We start from the raw sequence: 17,219 nt of genomic DNA on the forward strand, positions 1-17,219 counted from the left end.
CCGCAGGGGCTATTGGGCCCGGGTGATCAGCCCGGCCTGTGCGCGGGACCAGATGTCCGCCGGGTCGAAGGCGTCCGCCTGCCGGCTCGTCGAGCACAGTCGGCCCCGGCCGCGGTACCGCCCCATGATCGCGACGTGGGGCGGCCAGGCGACGAAGTCGCGCAGGGCGGTCTCGTCGGACCAGACGGCGACGGCCCCGCAGCGGCGCTCCGTCGGGAGCGCCCAGAGCCACATTCCGTGAGCTCCTTCGAGCTCGGTCCAGTCGGCGGCGAGCCGCCGGGCCGCGCGGTAGACGCCGGGCAGGTCGACGAGCCGGTCGAGGGTGAAATCGGTGACGCTCACCAGCACCGGGCCGCGTCGGCCGTGATCCAGGCCGGGCGTCCAGGACGACCTCAGCACGAGGGTGCGCCCTCGGTCGCGCCGCCCGGCCAGGACGGCGAGCGCCCCAGTGCGAACAGGATCCGTTCCAGCGTGTCGGTGGAGGCGTCGGCCGCCAGGCCGGGGCGGAAGGGGCTGTCGGCGGCGAGCCGCGACGCGCCGTCCGGGACGGCGAGTGCGACGGGCAGCGCGGCGGCCAGCAGCTCGGCGTCAGGCGCGAAGCCCAACCCGAGGGCGCGGGCGACGTCCCAGCCGTGGACCACGTAGTCGAGCAGGTGGAAGCCGAGGGCCAGCGCGGCCGGAAAGCTCTGATCGCGGGCGAACTCGGCGAGGATCAGGCCGCGGTCGGGCTCGGTGAGCTGCGCGAAGGCGGCGACGACCTGCTCGGCCGCCGCGTCGTACTGCGCGACGAAGTCCGCGTCGAGCGACGTGACGGCCCACTGCGTGAGGTCTTCGCCGCGGCCGAGCGCCGCCGCCGCGAAGCCCCTGTGCTGGGCCGTCATGTGCGCGAGCAGGTCGCCGAGGGTCCAGTCGGTGCAGGGGGTCGGCCGGGGGAGGTCCGCGTCGGTGATCCGGCGGACCAGAGCGACGCTTTCGCGGATTGCCTGCGCGTGCAGGCGACGTAGGTCGTCGAATTTCGCCGGAGTCACATTCATAAGCATGTGCTTACGATGTGCTCAAGCATATGAATTGTCAACCGGTACGTTCGTGACATGGCTCAGAAGGCGCAGGGGACGGCCCGTCCTGATCTGGCGGCGATGATGGTGCCCTTGGGGCGTGCCCTGATGGCTGCCGAGCAGCCGATCCTCGACGCGCACGGCGTCAGCATGTGGGCCTACGCGGTGCTGCTGCGCCTCGACGCGACGCCACTGCGGACCCAGGCGGCGCTGGCGGAAGCGATCGGCGCGGACAAGACCCGCATCATCGCGGTGCTCGACGACCTCGCGGCGCGCGGCCTGATCAGCCGCGAGCCCGACCCGCTGGACCGCAGGGTCCGCCTGCTCGCGCTGACCCCGGAGGGGCGACGGGTGCGGGACGCGGTCCAGGCCGCGATCCAGATCGGCGAGGAACGCCTGCTCGGTCGACTCCCGGCCGCGGACCGTGCCGCTTTCCTGCGCGGCCTGCAGGCGCTCGCCGCACTGCAGGACCTGAGCCTGACCGGGCCCGCGTCCGAGGCCGGGCCGGGGCTGGGCGCGTCCGTCACCTGACGCGCGGCCTGCCGCCCATCGCGGGAAAGCGGTAGCCGGAGCGGAATACGCCGCCGGCGCGGCTCGTTGCACCCGCACATGCGCAGCGATCTTGAACGGTCCGGGCCCGGAGCGATTCACCCCCTGTTGGCCGGGCGGTTCAGCCCTGACAAGTTCGACCCGTTTGGGGCCGTGGACGACGAGGCCCTCGCGCTGCTGCTGGAGGCCGCGCGCTGGGCGCCCTCCGCAGGGAACTCGCAGCCGTGGGGCTTCTTCGCGGCCCGGCCGGGGGAGTCGGGACATGCTCGGGTGCTGCGCCACCTCGCCCCCAGCTCCGCCCGCTGGGCGACCGACGCGGGCCTGCTCGTGGTCACGCTGACGCGCCGTTGGGTCGGCGATCCGGGGATCACGTATTCCGAGTTCGCCGACTACGACCTCGGTCAGGCGGCGGCCCACCTGACCGTCCAGGCGCAGGCGCTGGGCCTCGCCACCCACCAGTTCCGCGCCTTCGACCTCGACGGCCTCACCGAGGAGCTCCGCCCCGATCCCGGCTGGGCGATCGTCTCCATGATCGCGATCGGCCGCACGGCGGAGGAACCCGCCCTGACGCGCGACCGCCGCGCCGTCGCCGACCTCTGCGCGGCCCCCTGGGCCGAGTCGGCCCGAGTGTAGGTCACCGTCAGACTGTTTTCCCCGGGCTTTCCGCAAAGGCCTTTCGGCCGTCGGAGCCGATTTGTCAGTGGTGGGTCGTACGGTTGGTGCCGTGAGACCCATCACCGATCTTCAGCGGTCCGTGGCGCCCTTCGAGGTCGTCAGTCCCTACCAGCCCAACGGAGACCAGCCCACTGCCATCGCGGAGCTGGAGCGCCGCGTCCGCGCGGGCGAGAAGGACGTCGTGCTGCTCGGCGCCACCGGCACGGGCAAGTCCGCCACGACGGCGTGGATGATCGAGAAGCTGCAGCGCCCCACGCTCGTGATGGCGCCGAACAAGACGCTCGCCGCCCAGCTGGCGAACGAGTTCCGCGAGCTGCTGCCGAACAACGCGGTCGAGTACTTCGTCTCGTACTACGACTACTACCAGCCCGAGGCCTACATCGCGCAGACGGACACCTACATCGAGAAGGACTCCTCGATCAACGAGGAGGTCGAGCGGCTGCGCCACTCGGCCACCAACTCGCTGCTGACCCGGCGCGACGTGATCGTGGTCGCCTCCGTCTCCTGCATCTACGGCCTCGGCACGCCGCAGGAGTACGTCGACCGGATGGTCCAGCTCAAGGTCGGCGACGAGATCGACCGCGACGCGCTGCTGCGCCGCTTCGTCGAGATCCAGTACAACCGCAACGACGTCGCCTTCACCCGCGGCACCTTCCGAGTCCGCGGCGACACGATCGAGATCTTCCCGGTCTACGAGGAGCTCGCCATCCGGATCGAGATGTTCGGCGACGAGATCGAGGCGCTGAGCACGCTGCACCCGCTGACCGGCGAGGTCATCAGCGAGGACGAGCAGCTGCACGTCTTCCCCGCCTCGCATTACGTCGCCGGCGCGGAGCGGATGGAGCGCGCCATCACCGGGATCGAGGCGGAGCTGGAGACGACGCTCGCCACGATGGAGAAGCAGGGCAAGCTGCTGGAGGCCCAGCGGCTGCGCATGCGCACGACGTACGACATCGAGATGATGCGGCAGATCGGCACCTGCTCGGGCATCGAGAACTACTCCCGGCACATCGACGGCCGCGATCCGGGCACCGCGCCGAACACCCTGATGGACTTCTTCCCTGAGGACTTCCTCCTGGTCATCGACGAGTCCCACGTCACCGTGCCGCAGATCGGCGCGATGTACGAGGGCGACGCCTCGCGCAAGCGCGCGCTCGTCGAGCACGGCTTCCGGCTGCCCTCGGCGATGGACAACCGCCCGCTGAAATGGGAGGAGTTCGTCGAGCGCATCGGCCAGACGGTCTACCTCTCGGCCACTCCCGGCGCCTACGAGCTCTCCCGAGGCGACGGCCAGGTCGAGCAGATCATCCGGCCCACCGGCCTGATCGACCCCGAGGTCGTCGTCAAGCCGACGGAGGGCCAGATCGACGATCTGATCCATGAGATCAGGCTGCGCACCGAGAAGGACGAGCGCGTCCTGGTCACCACGCTGACCAAGAAGATGTCCGAGGATCTGACGGACTACATGCTGGAGCTCGGCATCCGGGTCCGGTACCTGCACAGCGATGTCGACACGCTGCGCCGGATCGAACTGCTGCGCCAGCTGCGCGCCGGCGACTACGACGTGCTGATCGGCATCAACCTGCTGCGCGAGGGCCTCGACCTGCCCGAGGTCTCCCTCGTCGCGATCCTCGACGCCGACAAGGAGGGCTTCCTCCGGTCGCCCACCTCGCTGATCCAGACGATCGGCCGCGCCGCCCGTAACGTCTCCGGCCAGGTCCACATGTACGCCGACCGGATCACCCCGGCGATGGACCGCGCCATCTCCGAGACCAACCGCCGCCGTGAGATCCAGCAGGCCTACAACGCCGAGCACGGGATCGACCCGCAGCCGCTGCGCAAGAAGATCGGCGACATCCTCGACTCCCTCGCCCGCGAGGACATGGACACCGCCGAGCTGCTCAGCACGGGCTACCGCCAGTCCGGCACGGGCGGCGGCAAGGGCCAGAAGGCACCGGTCCCGGCCCTCGGCGCGAAGGCAGCGGCAGCGGCCGGCAAGAAGGGTGCCAAGAGCCTGCCTGCGGCCGAGCTGGCCGATCTCATCGGCGAACTGACGGACCGAATGCACGCCGCTGCGGCTGAGCTGCAGTTCGAAGTCGCGGCCCGGCTGCGCGACGAGGTCAACGAGCTCAAGAAGGAGTTGCGCCAGATGCGCGAAGCGGGCATCGCCTGACCGGATGGCCCGCTGATCGGCCCCGGCGGGTCCGTGCTGATCCGTTCCCACGCGACCCCCAGGTCGTAAGGTTCAAGCCTAGGGATGAGAGGCCGCGGCGGCCGACGCCGCGGATCGATTCGGGGAGGGCCGAGCCATGTCGGTGAGCTTGAGCAAGGGGCAGAGTGTCAGCCTGGATAAGGCGGCGGGCGGCGGCTCGCTGACGGTGGTCCGGATGGGCCTCGGGTGGCAGGCCGCGCCCCGCCGCGGGCTCTTCGGGATGCGCCGCCGCGAGATCGATCTGGACGCCTCGGCCGTCCTCTACGCGGGCGGCTCGCTGGCGGATGTCGTCTTCTTCCAGCACCTGGTCAGCAACGACGGCTCGGTCCGCCACACCGGCGACAACCTGGTCGGCGGCAGCGGCGGCGAGGACGACGAGTCGATCATGGTGGATCTGCACCGGGTTCCGAAGAAGATCACCCAGATCGTCTTCACCGTGAACTCGTACAACGGCCAGAGCTTCCAGGAGGTCCAGCGGGCCCACTGCCGCCTGGTCGACGAGATCAAGGGCCAGGAGCTGGCCCGCTACACGCTCGACGGCGGCGGCGCCCACACCGGCCAGGTCATGGCCAAGGTCTACCGGGACGCGAACGATGGTTGGCAGATGGCCGCGATCGGCGTGCCGGCGCAGGGGAGGACCTTCCAGGACATGCTTCCGGTGATCGAGCAGAGCCTGTGAGATAGCCCTCAATCGTAGGGAGAATGTTTGGTTGCGGTCATTCAATCTGCCTAACCTGCGCAGGTCCGCTCCCATCGACGGACCCCAGCGTCGGGACGCCGAATCCTGCCCCTCGCCGCCGGGTCTACGAACACCACGGGCCGGAGCGGGGGAACCAGGTGCACGCTGCCTCGCCATGTCGCGAGGCTTGGGGTGAAGCCGCGTCCGCGCGGCCGGGCTACTCTCACGGCCCGAATCCGACAGCTCACCTCGCAGGCGTCGGAGAGGCGCCATGCATCCCACCCTGTCGACCCCTGCCCGCATACTCACGTTCGGCGCCGTGCCGGCCCTGCTTCTCGGCGCGGCTTTCGTGCCGCAGGCCCAGGCGAGCACCCCGCGCGTCAGCGAGACCGGCCTGTCCGCCACTGTCAGCGGCAAGACCGCCACCGCGACCGTCAAGGTCAGCGCGACCTCCTGCGTGACCGTGCGCAGCCTCGGTGTGGCCGTCCGCGACGCGGCCGGCAACAACCTGGACTTCCCGCAGTGGCGCAGCAACGCGCGGATCTGCCCCTCCGGCCTGACCTTCCACGCGGGCACGCGGACCTTCGCCCCCGGCCACTACACGATGATGGGCGCCTACCTCGACGCCAGCGGCTGGCACAACCTGACCGCGAAGACGCTGACCATCGGCTCCAGCTCGACCCCGACCCCGGCCCCGAAGCCCACGCCGACCCCCACGCCGACGCCGAAGCCCACGCCGACTCCGGTGCCCGCCCCGAGCGGTGGCAGCGCGATCCCGGCCGGCGTCGCCTCCTCCACCACCCCGATCTGGTCCGACGAGTTCAACGGTCCGATCAACTGGGGCCAGCGCTGGGTCGGCGACAGCTCCTCCTCCTACCAGTACGGCAACCACAACCCCAACGACAACAAGCTCGACTGGCTGGACACCAACGACGTCACCGTCGCGAACGGCGTGGCCACCTTCACGGCCCAGCCCAGCTCGCACACGCTGGAGAACGGCAAGCAGGCGTGGACGACCGGCATGCTGACGACCGAGGGCTCCAAGGAGGGCTTCCAGGTCAAGACCGGCGACTACGTCGAGGCCCGGATGAAGCTCCCCACCGGTGTGGGCGCCTGGCCGGCCCTGTGGACGTGGAAGAACGGCAACGGTGAGATCGACTCCTTCGAGTACCACCCGGACAACCCGAACCTGCTGGAGCTCACCAACCACGTCACCTCCGGCTCGAACTACTTCACCGACGCGAACGCGGTGAAGCCGGGCCAGTGGGTCACCATCGGCACCAAGTACGGCGCCAACTCGGTCGACTGGTACGTCAACGGAGTCAAGGTCTACTCGGACGGCAACGGCGTGGGCGCGAACTGGTCTGCCTACCTGATCCTCAACCTGTCGCTCTCGGCCGGCCAGTACCACGCGGCCCCCAGCGGCAGCACGCCGATCACCTTCTCGGCCGACTACATTCGCGTCTACCACTGAGCATCTCTCGGCCTTTGCCTCCCCTTTGCTGTCTTGTTAGCCTGGCAAGGCAAGCGGAGGGGAGTACTCCCTAGAACGACGTCCTCGTCAACACGGCGGTGCCCAGCACCGCCCGGTGGCGTCGGCCCTGCCAGGCAGGGCGGAGGAGACCTCCGGCAGACAGTTGTGCCTGCCGGAGGAGCAGCCGTTCATGGACGCGTCCGTGGCCATGTGGGCCACCACCATCGCCGTACTCGCCGTACTCATCGCCGCCGATTTCTTCATCGGCGGCCGCAAACCCCATGAGGTCTCGCTGCGCGAGGCCGGTCTCTGGACCGTGGTCTGGGTCGTGCTGGCGCTGCTCTTCGGCGGCTTCCTCTGGTGGCACTCGGGCGGCGGCCCGGCGGCGGAGTTCTTCGCCGGGTACATCACCGAGAAGTCGCTCAGCGTCGACAACCTCTTCGTCTTCGTGCTGATCATGGGGAAGTTCGCCGTCCCGCCCGCGTATCAGCAGCGGGTGCTCACGGTGGGCGTGCTGATCGCCCTGGTGTTGCGGGCGATCTTCATCGCGGCGGGTGCGGCCGTCATCGCGAGCTTCTCCTGGATCTTCTTCCTCTTCGGCGCTTTCCTGATCTGGACCGCCTGGAAGCTGATCAAGGAGGCGCGGGCCGATCACGCCGACGACGCCGCCGAGGAGTTCGAGGAGAATGGCTTCCTCAAGGCCGTCGAGCGGCGCTTCCCGGCGACCGAGGGGTATCGGGGCACCAAGCTGCTCGTCGTCGAGAACGGCAAGCGTCTGATCACCCCGATGCTGGTGGTGATGCTGGCGATCGGCAGCACGGACGTGCTCTTCGCGATGGACTCGATCCCCGCGATCTTCGGGCTGACGCAGGATCCGTACATCGTCTTTACCGCGAACGCCTTCGCGCTGATGGGCCTGCGCCAGCTCTACTTCCTGATCGGCGGCCTGCTCAAGAAGCTGGTCCACCTCTCCTACGGGCTCTCGGTGATCCTCGGCTTCATCGGCGTGAAGCTGCTGCTGCACGCCCTGCACGAGGCCGGCGCGCACTGGGCGCCGGAGATCGGCATCCCGTTCTCGCTGGCCTTCATCGTGGTGGTGCTGGCCGTCACGACGATCACGTCGCTGCGGGCCTCGCGTCGGCAGGAGACTCCGCAGCAGGCGCAGCAGGCTGCGGGACGGCTGCCGTGACGGTCGAGGCGGGCTTCCGCCCCGGGATCGCGAGCGTCAGCAGCGCGGCGAGCAGGGCCACCCCGCCGCCGATCACGAAGCCGACCCGGAAGCCGTGGGCGGAGGGCAGCGTGACCGGTCCCAACCGGATGGTCAGGTGCGAGAGCACCACGCCCATCACGGCGGCGGAGGTGGAGGTGCCGATGCTGCGCATCAGGGTGTTGAGGCCGTTGGCGGCGGCGGTCTCGGACGGCGGCACCGCCGACATGATCAGCGCGGGCATCGCCGCGTAGGCGAAGGCGATGCCCGCCCCGATCACGCTGGAGAAGAGCAGCACGCCCCAGACGTGGTGCATCAGCGGAAGCGCCAGGCCGTAGCCGAGGGCGATCACCAGCGCGCCGGTGAGCAGCGAGGCCTTCGGGCCGCGCGCCGCCGAGAGCCGGGCCGAGAGCGGCGAGACGGCCATCATGACCAGTCCGGAGGGGGCGACGACGAGACCGGCCGCCACCATGGACCGGCCGAGCCCGTAACCGGTCGCCTTCGGCAGCTCCAGCAGTTGCGGCACGATCAGCGACATCGCGTACATCGCGAAGCCGACCACGATCGAGGCGACGTTGGTGAGCAGCACCTGACGCCGCATCGTCGTGCGCAGGTCCACGAGCGGCGCGGGCCGCCGCAGTTCCCACCAGGCCCAGACGGCCAGTACGGCGGCGGCCGCCGCGAACATCCCGAGCGTGGTCCCGCTGCCCCAACCCCAGTCGCCGCCCTTGGAGATCCCGAGCAGCAGGCAGAGCAGGCCGGCCGAGAGACCGGCCGCGCCGATCACGTCGAAGCTCCCTCCGGCGCGCAGCGGTGACTCGGGCACGACGGCGACCACCAGCACCGCGACGGCCGCGCCGAGAGCGCCGGAGGTCCAGAAGAGCATGTGCCAGTCGCTGTGCTGAGCGATGGTCGCCGCCGCGGGCAGTCCGAGCGCGCCGCCGATGCCGAGTGAGGAGCTCATCAGTGCCATCGCCGAGCCGAGCTTCTCGGGTGGCAGCTCGTCGCGCATCACGCTGATCCCGAGCGGGACGACGGCCATGCCGCAGCCCTGCAGCGCGCGACCGACGATCATCGAAGCGAGCGAGCTGCCGAGCGCGCTCACCAGCGAACCGGCGACCAGCAGGAGCAGACTCGCCACGAGCATGCGGCGCTTGCCGAACATGTCGCCGAGCCGCCCGAGCACGGGCGTGGCGACTGCGGCGGCGAGCAGGGTCGCGGTGATGGCCCAGGAGGTGTTCGCGGCGCTGCTGTGCAGCAGGTGCGGCAGATTGGGGATCAGCGGGACGATCAGCGTCTGCATCAGCGAGACGACGATGCCGGCGCAGGCGAGGACGCCGATGATCGCTCCGCCGGGGCGCCGGGGCGGGGCGGTCACGGGGTGAGGGGGTGTGCTCGTCATCGGCGCTCCTGGCAGGCGGGGCGGGACAGCTATGTATCGTGCACAGTATGTGTACCGTACATAGATGGGTTCTGGCGATACCCTGCTGCCGGACCGAGACGGGAGGCTGTGCGGTGCACGAGGAGCTGCCGCAGATCGAACGCGAGTTGATGCTGCTCGGGCGGCACGCGGCGATGGCCGCACTTCGGCGCGACCAGCCGGAGGACCGCCTCGAACGCAGCGCGTACACGCTGCTGACGCGGCTGCGGACGCAGGGGCCGATGTCGATCGGCCAGCTCGCGGAGGCCTTCGGCCTGGACGCCTCGACGGTGAACCGTCAGACGGCGGCGCTGCTCCGCGCCGGCCTGGCCGAGCGCATCCCCGACCCCGACGGCGGCGTCGCCCGCAAGCTCCGCGTGACGGCGGAGGGAGTGCGCCGCTTGGAGCTTGACCGCGACTGGGCGATTGCCGGGCTGGCCCGGGTCCTCACCGACTGGACCGACGCGGAGGTCGCCGAGCTGTCGCGGGTCCTGACCCGCCTGAACACCAGCATCGAACACACCGAAGCCCGCCCCTGGCCTCGCCTTTAGGGGCGCGAGGCTCTGCTGAAATGCGGCTCCGCCGCGTGGGCGCGACAAGCCACCGACGTGCGGATGGTCCTCAATGTTCAGGGCCATTCGCACAGGGTGGTTTCTCGCGCAGTTCCTCGCGCCCCCAGAGGTCCCCTCAGTGCGAGAGTGCTTCGAGCTCCGCTGCCGGGACGATGCCCGCAACCCTCGGCGGCTCCGCAGGTTCAAGCAGGCGACTCGGCACGCCGTCCACGCCGACCGGCACATCGCCGTCGAGCGTGATGCGACGGACCAGGCGGGGGTGGTCGCCGTAGTCGTTGACGGCGTAGTGCTGGGTCGCGCGGTTGTCCCAGATCGCCACGTCGCCCACCTGCCAGGACCAGCGGACCGTGTTCTCCGGCTTCTCGACGAAGCGCTGAAGCAGCGCGATCAGCTCGCGGCTGTCGTCGCTCGCGAAGCCGACCAGGCTCTGCGTGAACGCGCCCAGCAGGATCGTCTTCTCGCCGGTCACCGGGTGGACCCGGACCACCGGATGCTCCGTCTTGAACGCCGTCGACACGAACACCTGCCGGAACAGGTCCGCCACCTCGCGGTTCTCCGCGAGCTCGGGGCGCAGCCCCAGCCGCGCCGCGTAGTCGAAGTCGTTCGTGTGGACCGCACGCAACTGCTCTGCGAAGACCTTCAGCGCCGCAGGCATCGCGCGGTACGCCGCCGCCGTGTTCGCCCACATCGTCTCGCCGCCGTAGGGCGGGAGCTCGACGGCGCGGAGGATGGACGCGGCCGGGTACGCGGGGACGAAGGTGACGTCGGTGTGCCAGTTGTTGGCGCGCACGCCCTTCGTGGCGTCCAGTTCGAAGACGTAGCGGCCGTCCGCGGCCGGCACCGTCGGGTGGCCGACCGGGTGGCCGAGCAGGCGCGCGAACGCCTCGTGGCTCGCGTCGTCGAGGTGGTGCTGGCCACGGAAGAAGAGCACCTTGTGCGCGTGCAGCGCGGCACGGACCTGCTCGACGGTCGTCCGCGGCAGCTCGCCGTCCAGCTTGAGGCCGTGCACGACCGCGCCGATGCGGCCGGTGATCCGGGTGAGTTCCAGTGCTGTCGGTGCGCTCGGTGCTGTCGCCACTGCGGCTCCTCTCAGGGTCTCCATCGGGTAGGTCGCGTTCGGTAGAACGCGTTCCAGTCCCATCGTGGACCGGTTCTGTTGCAGCGTCATGGCCCTTGCATGAAGCAACTTCCAGCGGGCTTTCGGCGAGTATGGACGCATGAGCGACAAGGAAGAAGGCTCGCGGCCGACCAAACGGACCGGTCGGAGGCCGGGCGGCGCGGACACCCGAGGGGCCGTGCTGGAGGCGGCGCGCACGGAGTTCGCGGCGCGCGGGTACGAGAAGGCCAGCATGCGCGGGATCGCCCGCCTCGCGGGCGTCGATGCGGCGCTGCTGCACCACTACTTCGGCAGCAAGGAGCAACTCTTCCTCGCCGCACTGGACTTCCCCGTAGAGCCGGCCACCGTGGTCGGGCTGATCCTGGCCGGTGACCGCGCCGAGGTGGGGGAGCGGACGGCGCGCTTCGTGCTGACGATGTGGGAGCAGCCCGAGGTGCGTGACCGGCTGCTCGCCGTGCTGCGCACGGTTGTCGGCAGCGAGCAGATCGCCGAGCTGCTGCGCGGCTTCGTCGTCCGCGAGCTGGTGACCCGCCTCGCCGCCGCGCTGGAGGTCGAGCAGCCGGAGCTCAGGGTCGAGCTGGTGCTCGCGCAGATCATCGGGCTGGCCGTCGCGCGGTACGTGATCGCGGCCGAGCCGATCGCCTCGGCGGACGCCGAGGATCTGGTGCCCCTGCTCGCGCCGACCCTCCAGCGCTACCTCGCGGGCTGAAGCCGCCTCGGTCCCCTCGTCCGGACGCTTGACGCGAGAGCTCCGCGGCGCAAAACTCAACGCATGATGAATTCGCAAGCCATCGAGGTCCACGGCCTCCGCGTGGCCCGGGGCGGCAGACCGGTGCTGCACGGTCTCGACCTCGCCGTGGCCCGTGGCTCGGTCACAGGCCTGCTCGGCCCCAGCGGCTGCGGCAAGACGACGCTGTTGCGCTCCGTCGTGGGCGTGCAGCAGATCGCCTCCGGCGAGGTCGGCGTGCTCGGCCACCCGGCCGGCAGTCCGCAGCTGCGCGACAAGGTCGGCTACGTGACCCAGGCGCCGTCCGTCTACGCCGACCTGTCGATCGGCGCCAACCTGCGCTACTTCGCCGAGGTGCTCGGCGCGCCGAAGTCCGACCCCGCCCGGGTGCTGGAGGAGGTCGGCCTCAACGGCCGCGAGCACGACCTGGTGGGCCGCCTCTCCGGCGGCCAGCGGGCCCGCGTCTCGCTCGCGGCAGCGCTGCTCGGCGCGCCGGAGCTGCTGGTCCTGGACGAGCCGACGGTCGGCCTGGACCCGGTGCTGCGGCAGGACCTGTGGCAGCTCTTCCACCGCCTCGCAGCCGGCGGGGCGACGCTGCTCATCTCCAGCCATGTCATGGACGAGGCCGCCCGCTGCACCAGCCTGCTGCTGATGCGCGAGGGCCGGCTGCTGGCCCAGGACACCCCGGCCGCCCTGCTCGCCGCGACCGGCGCACCCGACATCGAGGCGGCCTTCCTCAAGCTGGTCGCGGGCTTCGACGCGATCCCGGGAACCGCTGCCGCAGGAGAGACCCGATGAACGCCCGCCGTACTCTCGCCACCGCCCGCCGCGTGCTGCTCCAGCTGCGCAACGACCCGCGCACCGTGGCGATGCTGCTGGTCGTGCCGTGCCTGCTGATCCTGCTGCTCAAGTACGTCTTCGACGGGCAGCCGCAGGTCTTCGACAGCATCGGCGCGCCGATGCTCGGGATCTTCCCGATGATCGTGATGTTCCTGGTCACCGCCGTCGCCACGCTCCGCGAACGGACCAGTGGCACGCTGGAACGGCTGCTGACGATGCCGCTCGGCAAGCTGGACCTGCTGCTCGGCTACGCGCTCGCGTTCGGGCTGGTGGCGCTGGTGCAGGGACTGCTGGCCTTCGGCCTGACGGTCGGCCTGCTGGGCCTGAACGTGGCCGGCCCGAGCTGGGCGCTGCTCGCGGTCGCCGTCGCGGACGGGCTGCTGGGGACCGCGCTGGGCCTCTTCGTCTCGGCCTTCGCGGCCACGGAATTCCAAGCCGTTCAATTCATGCCCGCGTTCCTGCTGCCGCAATTGCTGCTCTGCGGGCTCTTCACGCCGCGCGCCTCCATGGCCGCCTGGCTGCACGGGATCTCCGACGCGCTGCCGCTCTCCTACGCCGTCGACGCGATGAACAAACTCACCACCGAGTCCGGCTTCGGCGGCACGGTGGCGTTGGACCTGCTGGTGGTCCTGGGGTGTGCGCTGCTCGCGCTGGCCCTGGGCGCCGCGACGCTGCGTCGCCGGACCGCATAGCCGATGCTCAGTCGCCCTCACGCGGGAGGCAGAATTCGCCGATCTGTCCGATTTGCCCTAGCGTCGGTGGCGCGGAGCTAGGAAAGGGGCAGGACGTGGTGGTGCTGGAGATCATCGGGTTCTCACTCGGCGTGATCATCATCTGCGCGGGGCTGCTGGGCTTCATGATGGGCGGCTTCAAGTTCCCCAACGAGGGCAGGGGCCGTCGTCGGCGCGGCACCGCCTGAGCCGGCGGCAAAGCCGAAAGCGACAAGCCGATAAGCAGAGCGGCCCGCCCCGGCAGTGCCGGGGCGGGCCGCTCACACATCAGTGCATCAGATGATGGTGATGTTCTCCGCCTGGGGGCCCTTCTGGCCCTGGGTGACGTCGAACTCGACCTTCTGACCCTCGAAGAGCTCGCGGAAGCCCTGCGAGTTGATGTTCGAGTAGTGGGCGAAGACGTCGGCGCCGCCGCCGTCCTGCTCGATGAAGCCGAAGCCCTTCTCGGCGTTGAACCACTTCACGGTACCGGTGGCCATAGTTATCTCCTGTCTCCAGAGTGTTCGGCTGCCGCAGGGAACGCGGCGGCCGTGTCGCCGGCTTGATCACCCTGGTCCGGAGAGACCTCAGAAAGCACGAACGCCCGTGATCGCGATCACGGGCGGTGAAGCTTAGGGAACCACGACTGCAACTGACGCAAAGCCTACAGGATGAGGACTGCGTCACCCCAGGGGCATCCAGCAGCACCCAGCGACACGCGTCGGGACTCGTCTCCACTCGTCGGCGTGGCGCACCGCGCGGTTCATGGTCGGGTGATCGCCAACCGTGTACGGTCTTGACCTGCACGTCATCACAGAAGAAAAGGCAGATTATGGCGACCGGTACCGTCAAGTGGTTCAACGCCGAAAAGGGCTTCGGTTTCATCGAGCAGGACGGCGGCGGCGCCGACGTCTTCGCCCACTACTCGAACATCAACGCCCAGGGCTTCCGTGAGCTGCAGGAAGGCCAGAAGGTCGAGTTCGACGTCACGCAGGGCCAGAAGGGCCCGCAGGCGGAGAACATCACCATCATCTGACCCCCAGATGTGCCAGTGCCCCGTTCCGGCTCTGCCGGGGCGGGGCCTGTGCGTTTCGGGGCAGTGTCCGGTTCAGGCGGCGTGGCGGAGGAAGCCGCTCGTGCAGCGAGGCGGGGATGAGGGATCCGGGAGCAGGGCGAAGGCCTCCAGCTCCGGCTGCCGTTCCGCCCAGGCCAGGCCGAGCTCCGGGCCCATCGCGAAGGCGGCCGTCGCCCAGGCGTCGGTCCGGGCGATCCGGCCCCGGCCCGTGCTGACCAGCGTCAGCGAGCGGAGCCCGGTCGCGGGCGTGCCCGCGTGCGGGTCGAGGATGTGAGCGCCGCGCTCGGTGGTGCCCGAGGTGGCGACGACGAGGTCGCGCCCCACGAGGACCGTCGCCAGCGCGCCGGGACGCGCCGGGTCGGCGACGCCGATGCGCCAGGGACCGCCGACCGACTGGATGTCGCCGCCGCCGTTGACGCAGTGCTCCGTCGATCCCGCCTGGCACAAGAGTTCGCAGGCCTGCTGGACCGCCCAGCCCTTGACCCAGCCACTCGGGTCGAGTCGTCCGCCCGGGCAGGCGGTGAACCAGCCGTCCGTCTGCTCGGCGACCTCCCGGCAGCGCTCCAGCACCTCGGCCAGCTCCGGATCAGCGTCCGCGAGCGCCAGTGCTCCCCGCGCCACGCGGCTGAGCTCGCTCTCCGGCCGGAAGGGGGAGAAGAGCGCGTCGATCGCGTGCAGTCGGGCCACGGCCGCGCCCAGCGCGGCCTCGACGGCCGGACCGGGGTCGCGAACGGCGAAGGAGAAGACGGTGCCCATCACATGCTCGGCGTGGGCGAGGGGCGTCGTCGCGGGCGTGGTCATTTCAGGCCCGCCTGGTCCAGGGCGCTCTGCAACGACTGGGTGTAACCGGTGCTGGTGTAGGTCGCGCCGGAGACCATGTCGATCTTCGCGCTCTGGGCGGCCAGCGCCTCCTGGTTGAGCACGGGCAGCGCGTAGCCGTTGATCTCGATGTCCTTCTGCATGCCGTTCGGATACTGCAGCACGTCGATCTTGCTCAGCTTCCCGCCGCTGACGCTGATCCGGACCTGGACCGGGCCGTAGCGGGTGTCGACCGCCGTGCCGGTGTAGCTGCCGGTCGACGCCGCCTTGGTGGTGGTCTTCGCGGCCGTCTTCGACGCGCCCGGAGCCGGTGTAGATGTGGACGCGGCGGAGCCAGCTGATGTCGTGCTGTCGGAGCCCGAGCTGATGACCGGCGTCTGGCCGGCGGCCGAGGCCCCGCCGTGCGGTTTGAGCGAGAGCAGCAGGACGACGCCCGCCGCCGTGGCGGTGGTGGTGACGATGGCGCGGCGCATGGCAGCTCCCCGGAGTGAACGAAGGCTAGAAGGTGAAGGACTCGTGGTGCAGGCGGCGGCGCGGTACGCCTGCCGCCCGGAGGGCGGCGACGGCGCGTGCGGTCAGCGCGTCGGGGCCGCAGACGTAGACGTCGTGCCGCGCCAGCCCCGGGACGAGCCGGGACAGCGTCGCAGGCTCGATCGGATCGCCGACCTCCGCGCGCGGCCCGACCAGCAACTGCAGCCGCGCGCCACGCGCCTGGGCGATGGCCGCCAGCTCGCGGCGGAAGAGCACGTCCTCCTCGCGGCTCGCCCGGTAGAGCAGGGTCAGCTCGCCGGGGGCGGCCGGGATCGTCTCGAAGAGCGCCCGCAGCGGCGTGATCCCCACCCCGGCCGCGACCAGCAGAACCTGCCGCGCCCGGCGGCGGCGCGCGGTGAAGGCCCCGTACGGACCCTCGGCGTGGACCTTGGTGCCCGGCTTCAGCCCGGCCACGGCCCCGCTGTGACCGCCCAGGTCCTTCACCGTGAAGCGCAGGTAGTCCGGACCGGGCGGCGCGGAGAGCGAGTAGGGGTTGGCCGCGAAACGCAGGCCGGGCGCGAGGAACTGGAGCCGGAAGAACTGCCCGGCCTCCGCGCCGAGCTCGTCCAGGCGCCGCCCGGTCAGGAAGAGCGAGACCGTTCCCGGCCCCTCCGGGCGGATCTCGGCCACCCGCAGCCGGTGCTTGCGGTCCAGCAGAGCCGGGCGGAGCAGCCGGTACCAGCCCAGCAGCGCGGCGGTGCCCAGGTAGAGCGCGTACCAGGCGAGCCGCTCCGGGCCCTGGCCCAGATCGGCGCCGTTGCTGAGCTGGTGCGCGAAGCCGAGCGCGACGGCGAGGTAGGTCGCCAGGTGCAGGTAGTACCAGGTCTCGTATCCGAGCCGGCGGCGCGCGGCGCGGGCCGAGAAGAAACCGGTGGCGAGGAGCAGGGCGGTGCCGAAGGTCGCCTTGAGCATGTCCGGGTAGGTCAGCGCCATGTTGACGCCCTCGCCGACGACGTTGCGGTGGTCGGTCAGCGCGTAGCCCCAGATGATGCTGGTGACGTGCGCGAAGACCAGTCCGACCAGGTAGCGGCCGCCGACCGCGTGCCAGCGGGCCAGCCGGTCCGCGCCGACCTCGCGCTCCAGCAGCGGCAGCCGCGCCATCAGCAGCAGCAGGACGGGCGCGGCGTAGCCGGCCAGCAGGCCGGTGATCCGCCCGGCGTTCGTCAGCCACTGGTCGGCGCCGACGACACCGAGCGTGTTTTTCCACCAGATCGCCAGTACGCCGAGCGCGCCCACGGCGATCGCGGCCTGGACCAGCCGGGCCACGGTGTCCACGGGCAGCGGGCTGGTCCGCACGGCGCGGTGCCCGCTGCGGCGGGTGCGGTGTTCGGTCACGGTGCTCACCAGCGGCTCCTCTCCGGCGACGAATGTCTGAATTGGTCTGTCTGTGGCAACCCTGACAGCGCAGACTCTCAATCAGCTATGAGTACCGAGCCGGACACGAAGCATCCCGGAGCGCGTTTGCCCAGGTCAGAGCCGAAGCGGCGAGCGAAATTCCGGGGCTTTCCGGCATCGGGATCTCATGGCATTCTCATGGGCTCCACCACGACTGCCGCA

The 17,219-nt window shown here is 70.4% G+C and carries 20 protein-coding genes and 1 riboswitch; of the genes, 12 read left to right on the plus strand and 8 right to left on the minus strand.

The window, feature by feature from the left end; translation table 11 throughout:
• Nucleotides 1-9 precede the first annotated feature (9 nt).
• Nucleotides 10-399: a hypothetical protein gene (locus ABIA32_RS14800; RefSeq protein WP_370094982.1), complete on the minus strand. Its 390-nt coding sequence runs from the start codon at nucleotides 397-399 to the stop codon at nucleotides 10-12.
• On the minus strand, nucleotides 393-1,028 hold the full coding sequence (locus ABIA32_RS14805; protein WP_370094984.1) for a TIGR03086 family metal-binding protein: 636 nt from the start codon (nucleotides 1,026-1,028) through the stop codon (nucleotides 393-395). The genes ABIA32_RS14800 and ABIA32_RS14805 overlap by 7 nt, the downstream gene beginning before the upstream one ends.
• 63 nt (nucleotides 1,029-1,091) lie before the next feature.
• Between ABIA32_RS14805 and ABIA32_RS14810 the strand changes: the two genes are divergently transcribed.
• The 6 genes from ABIA32_RS14810 to ABIA32_RS14835 all read left to right on the plus strand — a co-directional run bounded on the left by ABIA32_RS14810 (nucleotide 1,092) and on the right by ABIA32_RS14835 (nucleotide 7,833).
• Nucleotides 1,092-1,586, plus strand: a complete 495-nt coding sequence (locus tag ABIA32_RS14810; protein WP_370094986.1) for a MarR family winged helix-turn-helix transcriptional regulator — start codon at nucleotides 1,092-1,094, stop codon at nucleotides 1,584-1,586.
• 78 nt (nucleotides 1,587-1,664) lie between these two features.
• Complete coding sequence (locus ABIA32_RS14815; RefSeq protein WP_370094988.1) at nucleotides 1,665-2,237, plus strand: nitroreductase family protein; 573 nt, start codon at nucleotides 1,665-1,667, stop codon at nucleotides 2,235-2,237.
• A 91-nt stretch (nucleotides 2,238-2,328) separates the two neighbouring features.
• Entirely contained in the window at nucleotides 2,329-4,452 is a 2,124-nt protein-coding gene (uvrB, locus tag ABIA32_RS14820; protein ID WP_370094990.1) for an excinuclease ABC subunit UvrB, read from the plus strand.
• A 136-nt stretch (nucleotides 4,453-4,588) separates the two neighbouring features.
• A complete protein-coding gene (locus ABIA32_RS14825) occupies nucleotides 4,589-5,170 on the plus strand; it encodes a TerD family protein (RefSeq protein WP_370094991.1) in 582 nt (193 codons plus the stop codon).
• Between the two features lie 86 nt (nucleotides 5,171-5,256).
• A riboswitch (cyclic di-AMP (ydaO/yuaA leader) is annotated at nucleotides 5,257-5,443 on the plus strand.
• Nucleotides 5,442-6,644 carry a family 16 glycosylhydrolase gene (locus tag ABIA32_RS14830; RefSeq protein WP_370094993.1) on the plus strand — a complete coding sequence of 401 codons (1,203 nt, stop codon included), beginning with the start codon at nucleotides 5,442-5,444 and terminating at the stop codon, nucleotides 6,642-6,644. Its footprint overlaps the riboswitch before it by 2 nt.
• A 190-nt stretch (nucleotides 6,645-6,834) precedes the next feature.
• Nucleotides 6,835-7,833, plus strand: coding sequence for a TerC family protein (locus ABIA32_RS14835; RefSeq protein ID WP_370094995.1), 999 nt, complete (start codon nucleotides 6,835-6,837; stop codon nucleotides 7,831-7,833).
• On the opposite strand, the gene ABIA32_RS14840 is transcribed toward ABIA32_RS14835, so the two are convergent.
• Entirely contained in the window at nucleotides 7,760-9,253 is a 1,494-nt protein-coding gene (locus ABIA32_RS14840) for an MFS transporter (RefSeq protein WP_370094997.1), read from the minus strand. The two genes, ABIA32_RS14835 and ABIA32_RS14840, sit on opposite strands and share 74 nt — an antisense overlap.
• 149 nt (nucleotides 9,254-9,402) lie before the next feature.
• Between ABIA32_RS14840 and ABIA32_RS14845 the strand changes: the two genes are divergently transcribed.
• Nucleotides 9,403-9,822: a MarR family winged helix-turn-helix transcriptional regulator gene (locus ABIA32_RS14845; protein ID WP_370095148.1), complete on the plus strand. Its 420-nt coding sequence runs from the start codon at nucleotides 9,403-9,405 to the stop codon at nucleotides 9,820-9,822.
• Between the two features lie 136 nt (nucleotides 9,823-9,958).
• On the opposite strand, the gene ABIA32_RS14850 is transcribed toward ABIA32_RS14845, so the two are convergent.
• On the minus strand, nucleotides 9,959-10,921 hold the full coding sequence (locus ABIA32_RS14850; RefSeq protein ID WP_370094999.1) for a TauD/TfdA dioxygenase family protein: 963 nt from the start codon (nucleotides 10,919-10,921) through the stop codon (nucleotides 9,959-9,961).
• Nucleotides 10,922-11,060: 139 nt separating this feature from the next.
• Between ABIA32_RS14850 and ABIA32_RS14855 the strand changes: the two genes are divergently transcribed.
• From ABIA32_RS14855 to ABIA32_RS14870, 4 genes are all read left to right on the plus strand, one after another.
• Nucleotides 11,061-11,669 carry a TetR family transcriptional regulator gene (locus tag ABIA32_RS14855; protein ID WP_370095001.1) on the plus strand — a complete coding sequence of 203 codons (609 nt, stop codon included), beginning with the start codon at nucleotides 11,061-11,063 and terminating at the stop codon, nucleotides 11,667-11,669.
• 63 nt (nucleotides 11,670-11,732) lie between these two features.
• Nucleotides 11,733-12,485, plus strand: coding sequence for an ABC transporter ATP-binding protein (locus tag ABIA32_RS14860; RefSeq protein ID WP_370095003.1), 753 nt, complete (start codon nucleotides 11,733-11,735; stop codon nucleotides 12,483-12,485).
• Entirely contained in the window at nucleotides 12,482-13,219 is a 738-nt protein-coding gene (locus ABIA32_RS14865) for an ABC transporter permease (protein WP_370095005.1), read from the plus strand. Before ABIA32_RS14860 ends, ABIA32_RS14865 begins: the two co-directional genes overlap by 4 nt.
• 95 nt (nucleotides 13,220-13,314) lie before the next feature.
• Nucleotides 13,315-13,446, plus strand: coding sequence for a hypothetical protein (locus ABIA32_RS14870; protein ID WP_370095007.1), 132 nt, complete (start codon nucleotides 13,315-13,317; stop codon nucleotides 13,444-13,446).
• An 87-nt stretch (nucleotides 13,447-13,533) separates the two neighbouring features.
• Here the strand turns inward: ABIA32_RS14870 and ABIA32_RS14875 are convergent, their stop codons facing one another.
• Complete coding sequence (locus ABIA32_RS14875; RefSeq protein WP_370095009.1) at nucleotides 13,534-13,737, minus strand: cold-shock protein; 204 nt, start codon at nucleotides 13,735-13,737, stop codon at nucleotides 13,534-13,536.
• A 332-nt stretch (nucleotides 13,738-14,069) separates the two neighbouring features.
• On the opposite strand from ABIA32_RS14875, the gene ABIA32_RS14880 reads away from it, so the two are divergent.
• Nucleotides 14,070-14,273: a cold-shock protein gene (locus ABIA32_RS14880; protein ID WP_037607354.1), complete on the plus strand. Its 204-nt coding sequence runs from the start codon at nucleotides 14,070-14,072 to the stop codon at nucleotides 14,271-14,273.
• A 72-nt stretch (nucleotides 14,274-14,345) separates the two neighbouring features.
• Here ABIA32_RS14880 and ABIA32_RS14885 read toward each other — a convergent pair whose 3' ends face one another.
• Genes ABIA32_RS14885 through ABIA32_RS14895 form a run of 3 tightly spaced genes read right to left on the minus strand, consistent with a single transcriptional unit; the run spans nucleotide 14,346 to nucleotide 17,009 of the window.
• Nucleotides 14,346-15,113 (minus strand): FAD:protein FMN transferase, encoded by a 768-nt coding sequence (locus ABIA32_RS14885; protein ID WP_370095012.1) that lies wholly within the window; start codon nucleotides 15,111-15,113, stop codon nucleotides 14,346-14,348.
• Complete coding sequence (locus ABIA32_RS14890) at nucleotides 15,110-15,604, minus strand: FMN-binding protein (protein WP_370095013.1); 495 nt, start codon at nucleotides 15,602-15,604, stop codon at nucleotides 15,110-15,112. Before ABIA32_RS14890 ends, ABIA32_RS14885 begins: the two co-directional genes overlap by 4 nt.
• A 25-nt stretch (nucleotides 15,605-15,629) precedes the next feature.
• Complete coding sequence (locus ABIA32_RS14895; RefSeq protein ID WP_370095150.1) at nucleotides 15,630-17,009, minus strand: ferric reductase-like transmembrane domain-containing protein; 1,380 nt, start codon at nucleotides 17,007-17,009, stop codon at nucleotides 15,630-15,632.
• Between the last annotated feature and the right edge of the window lie 210 nt (nucleotides 17,010-17,219).

The sequence above is a fragment of the Streptacidiphilus sp. MAP12-20 genome, assembly GCF_041262525.1.
Lineage (GTDB): Bacteria > Actinomycetota > Actinomycetes > Streptomycetales > Streptomycetaceae > Streptacidiphilus.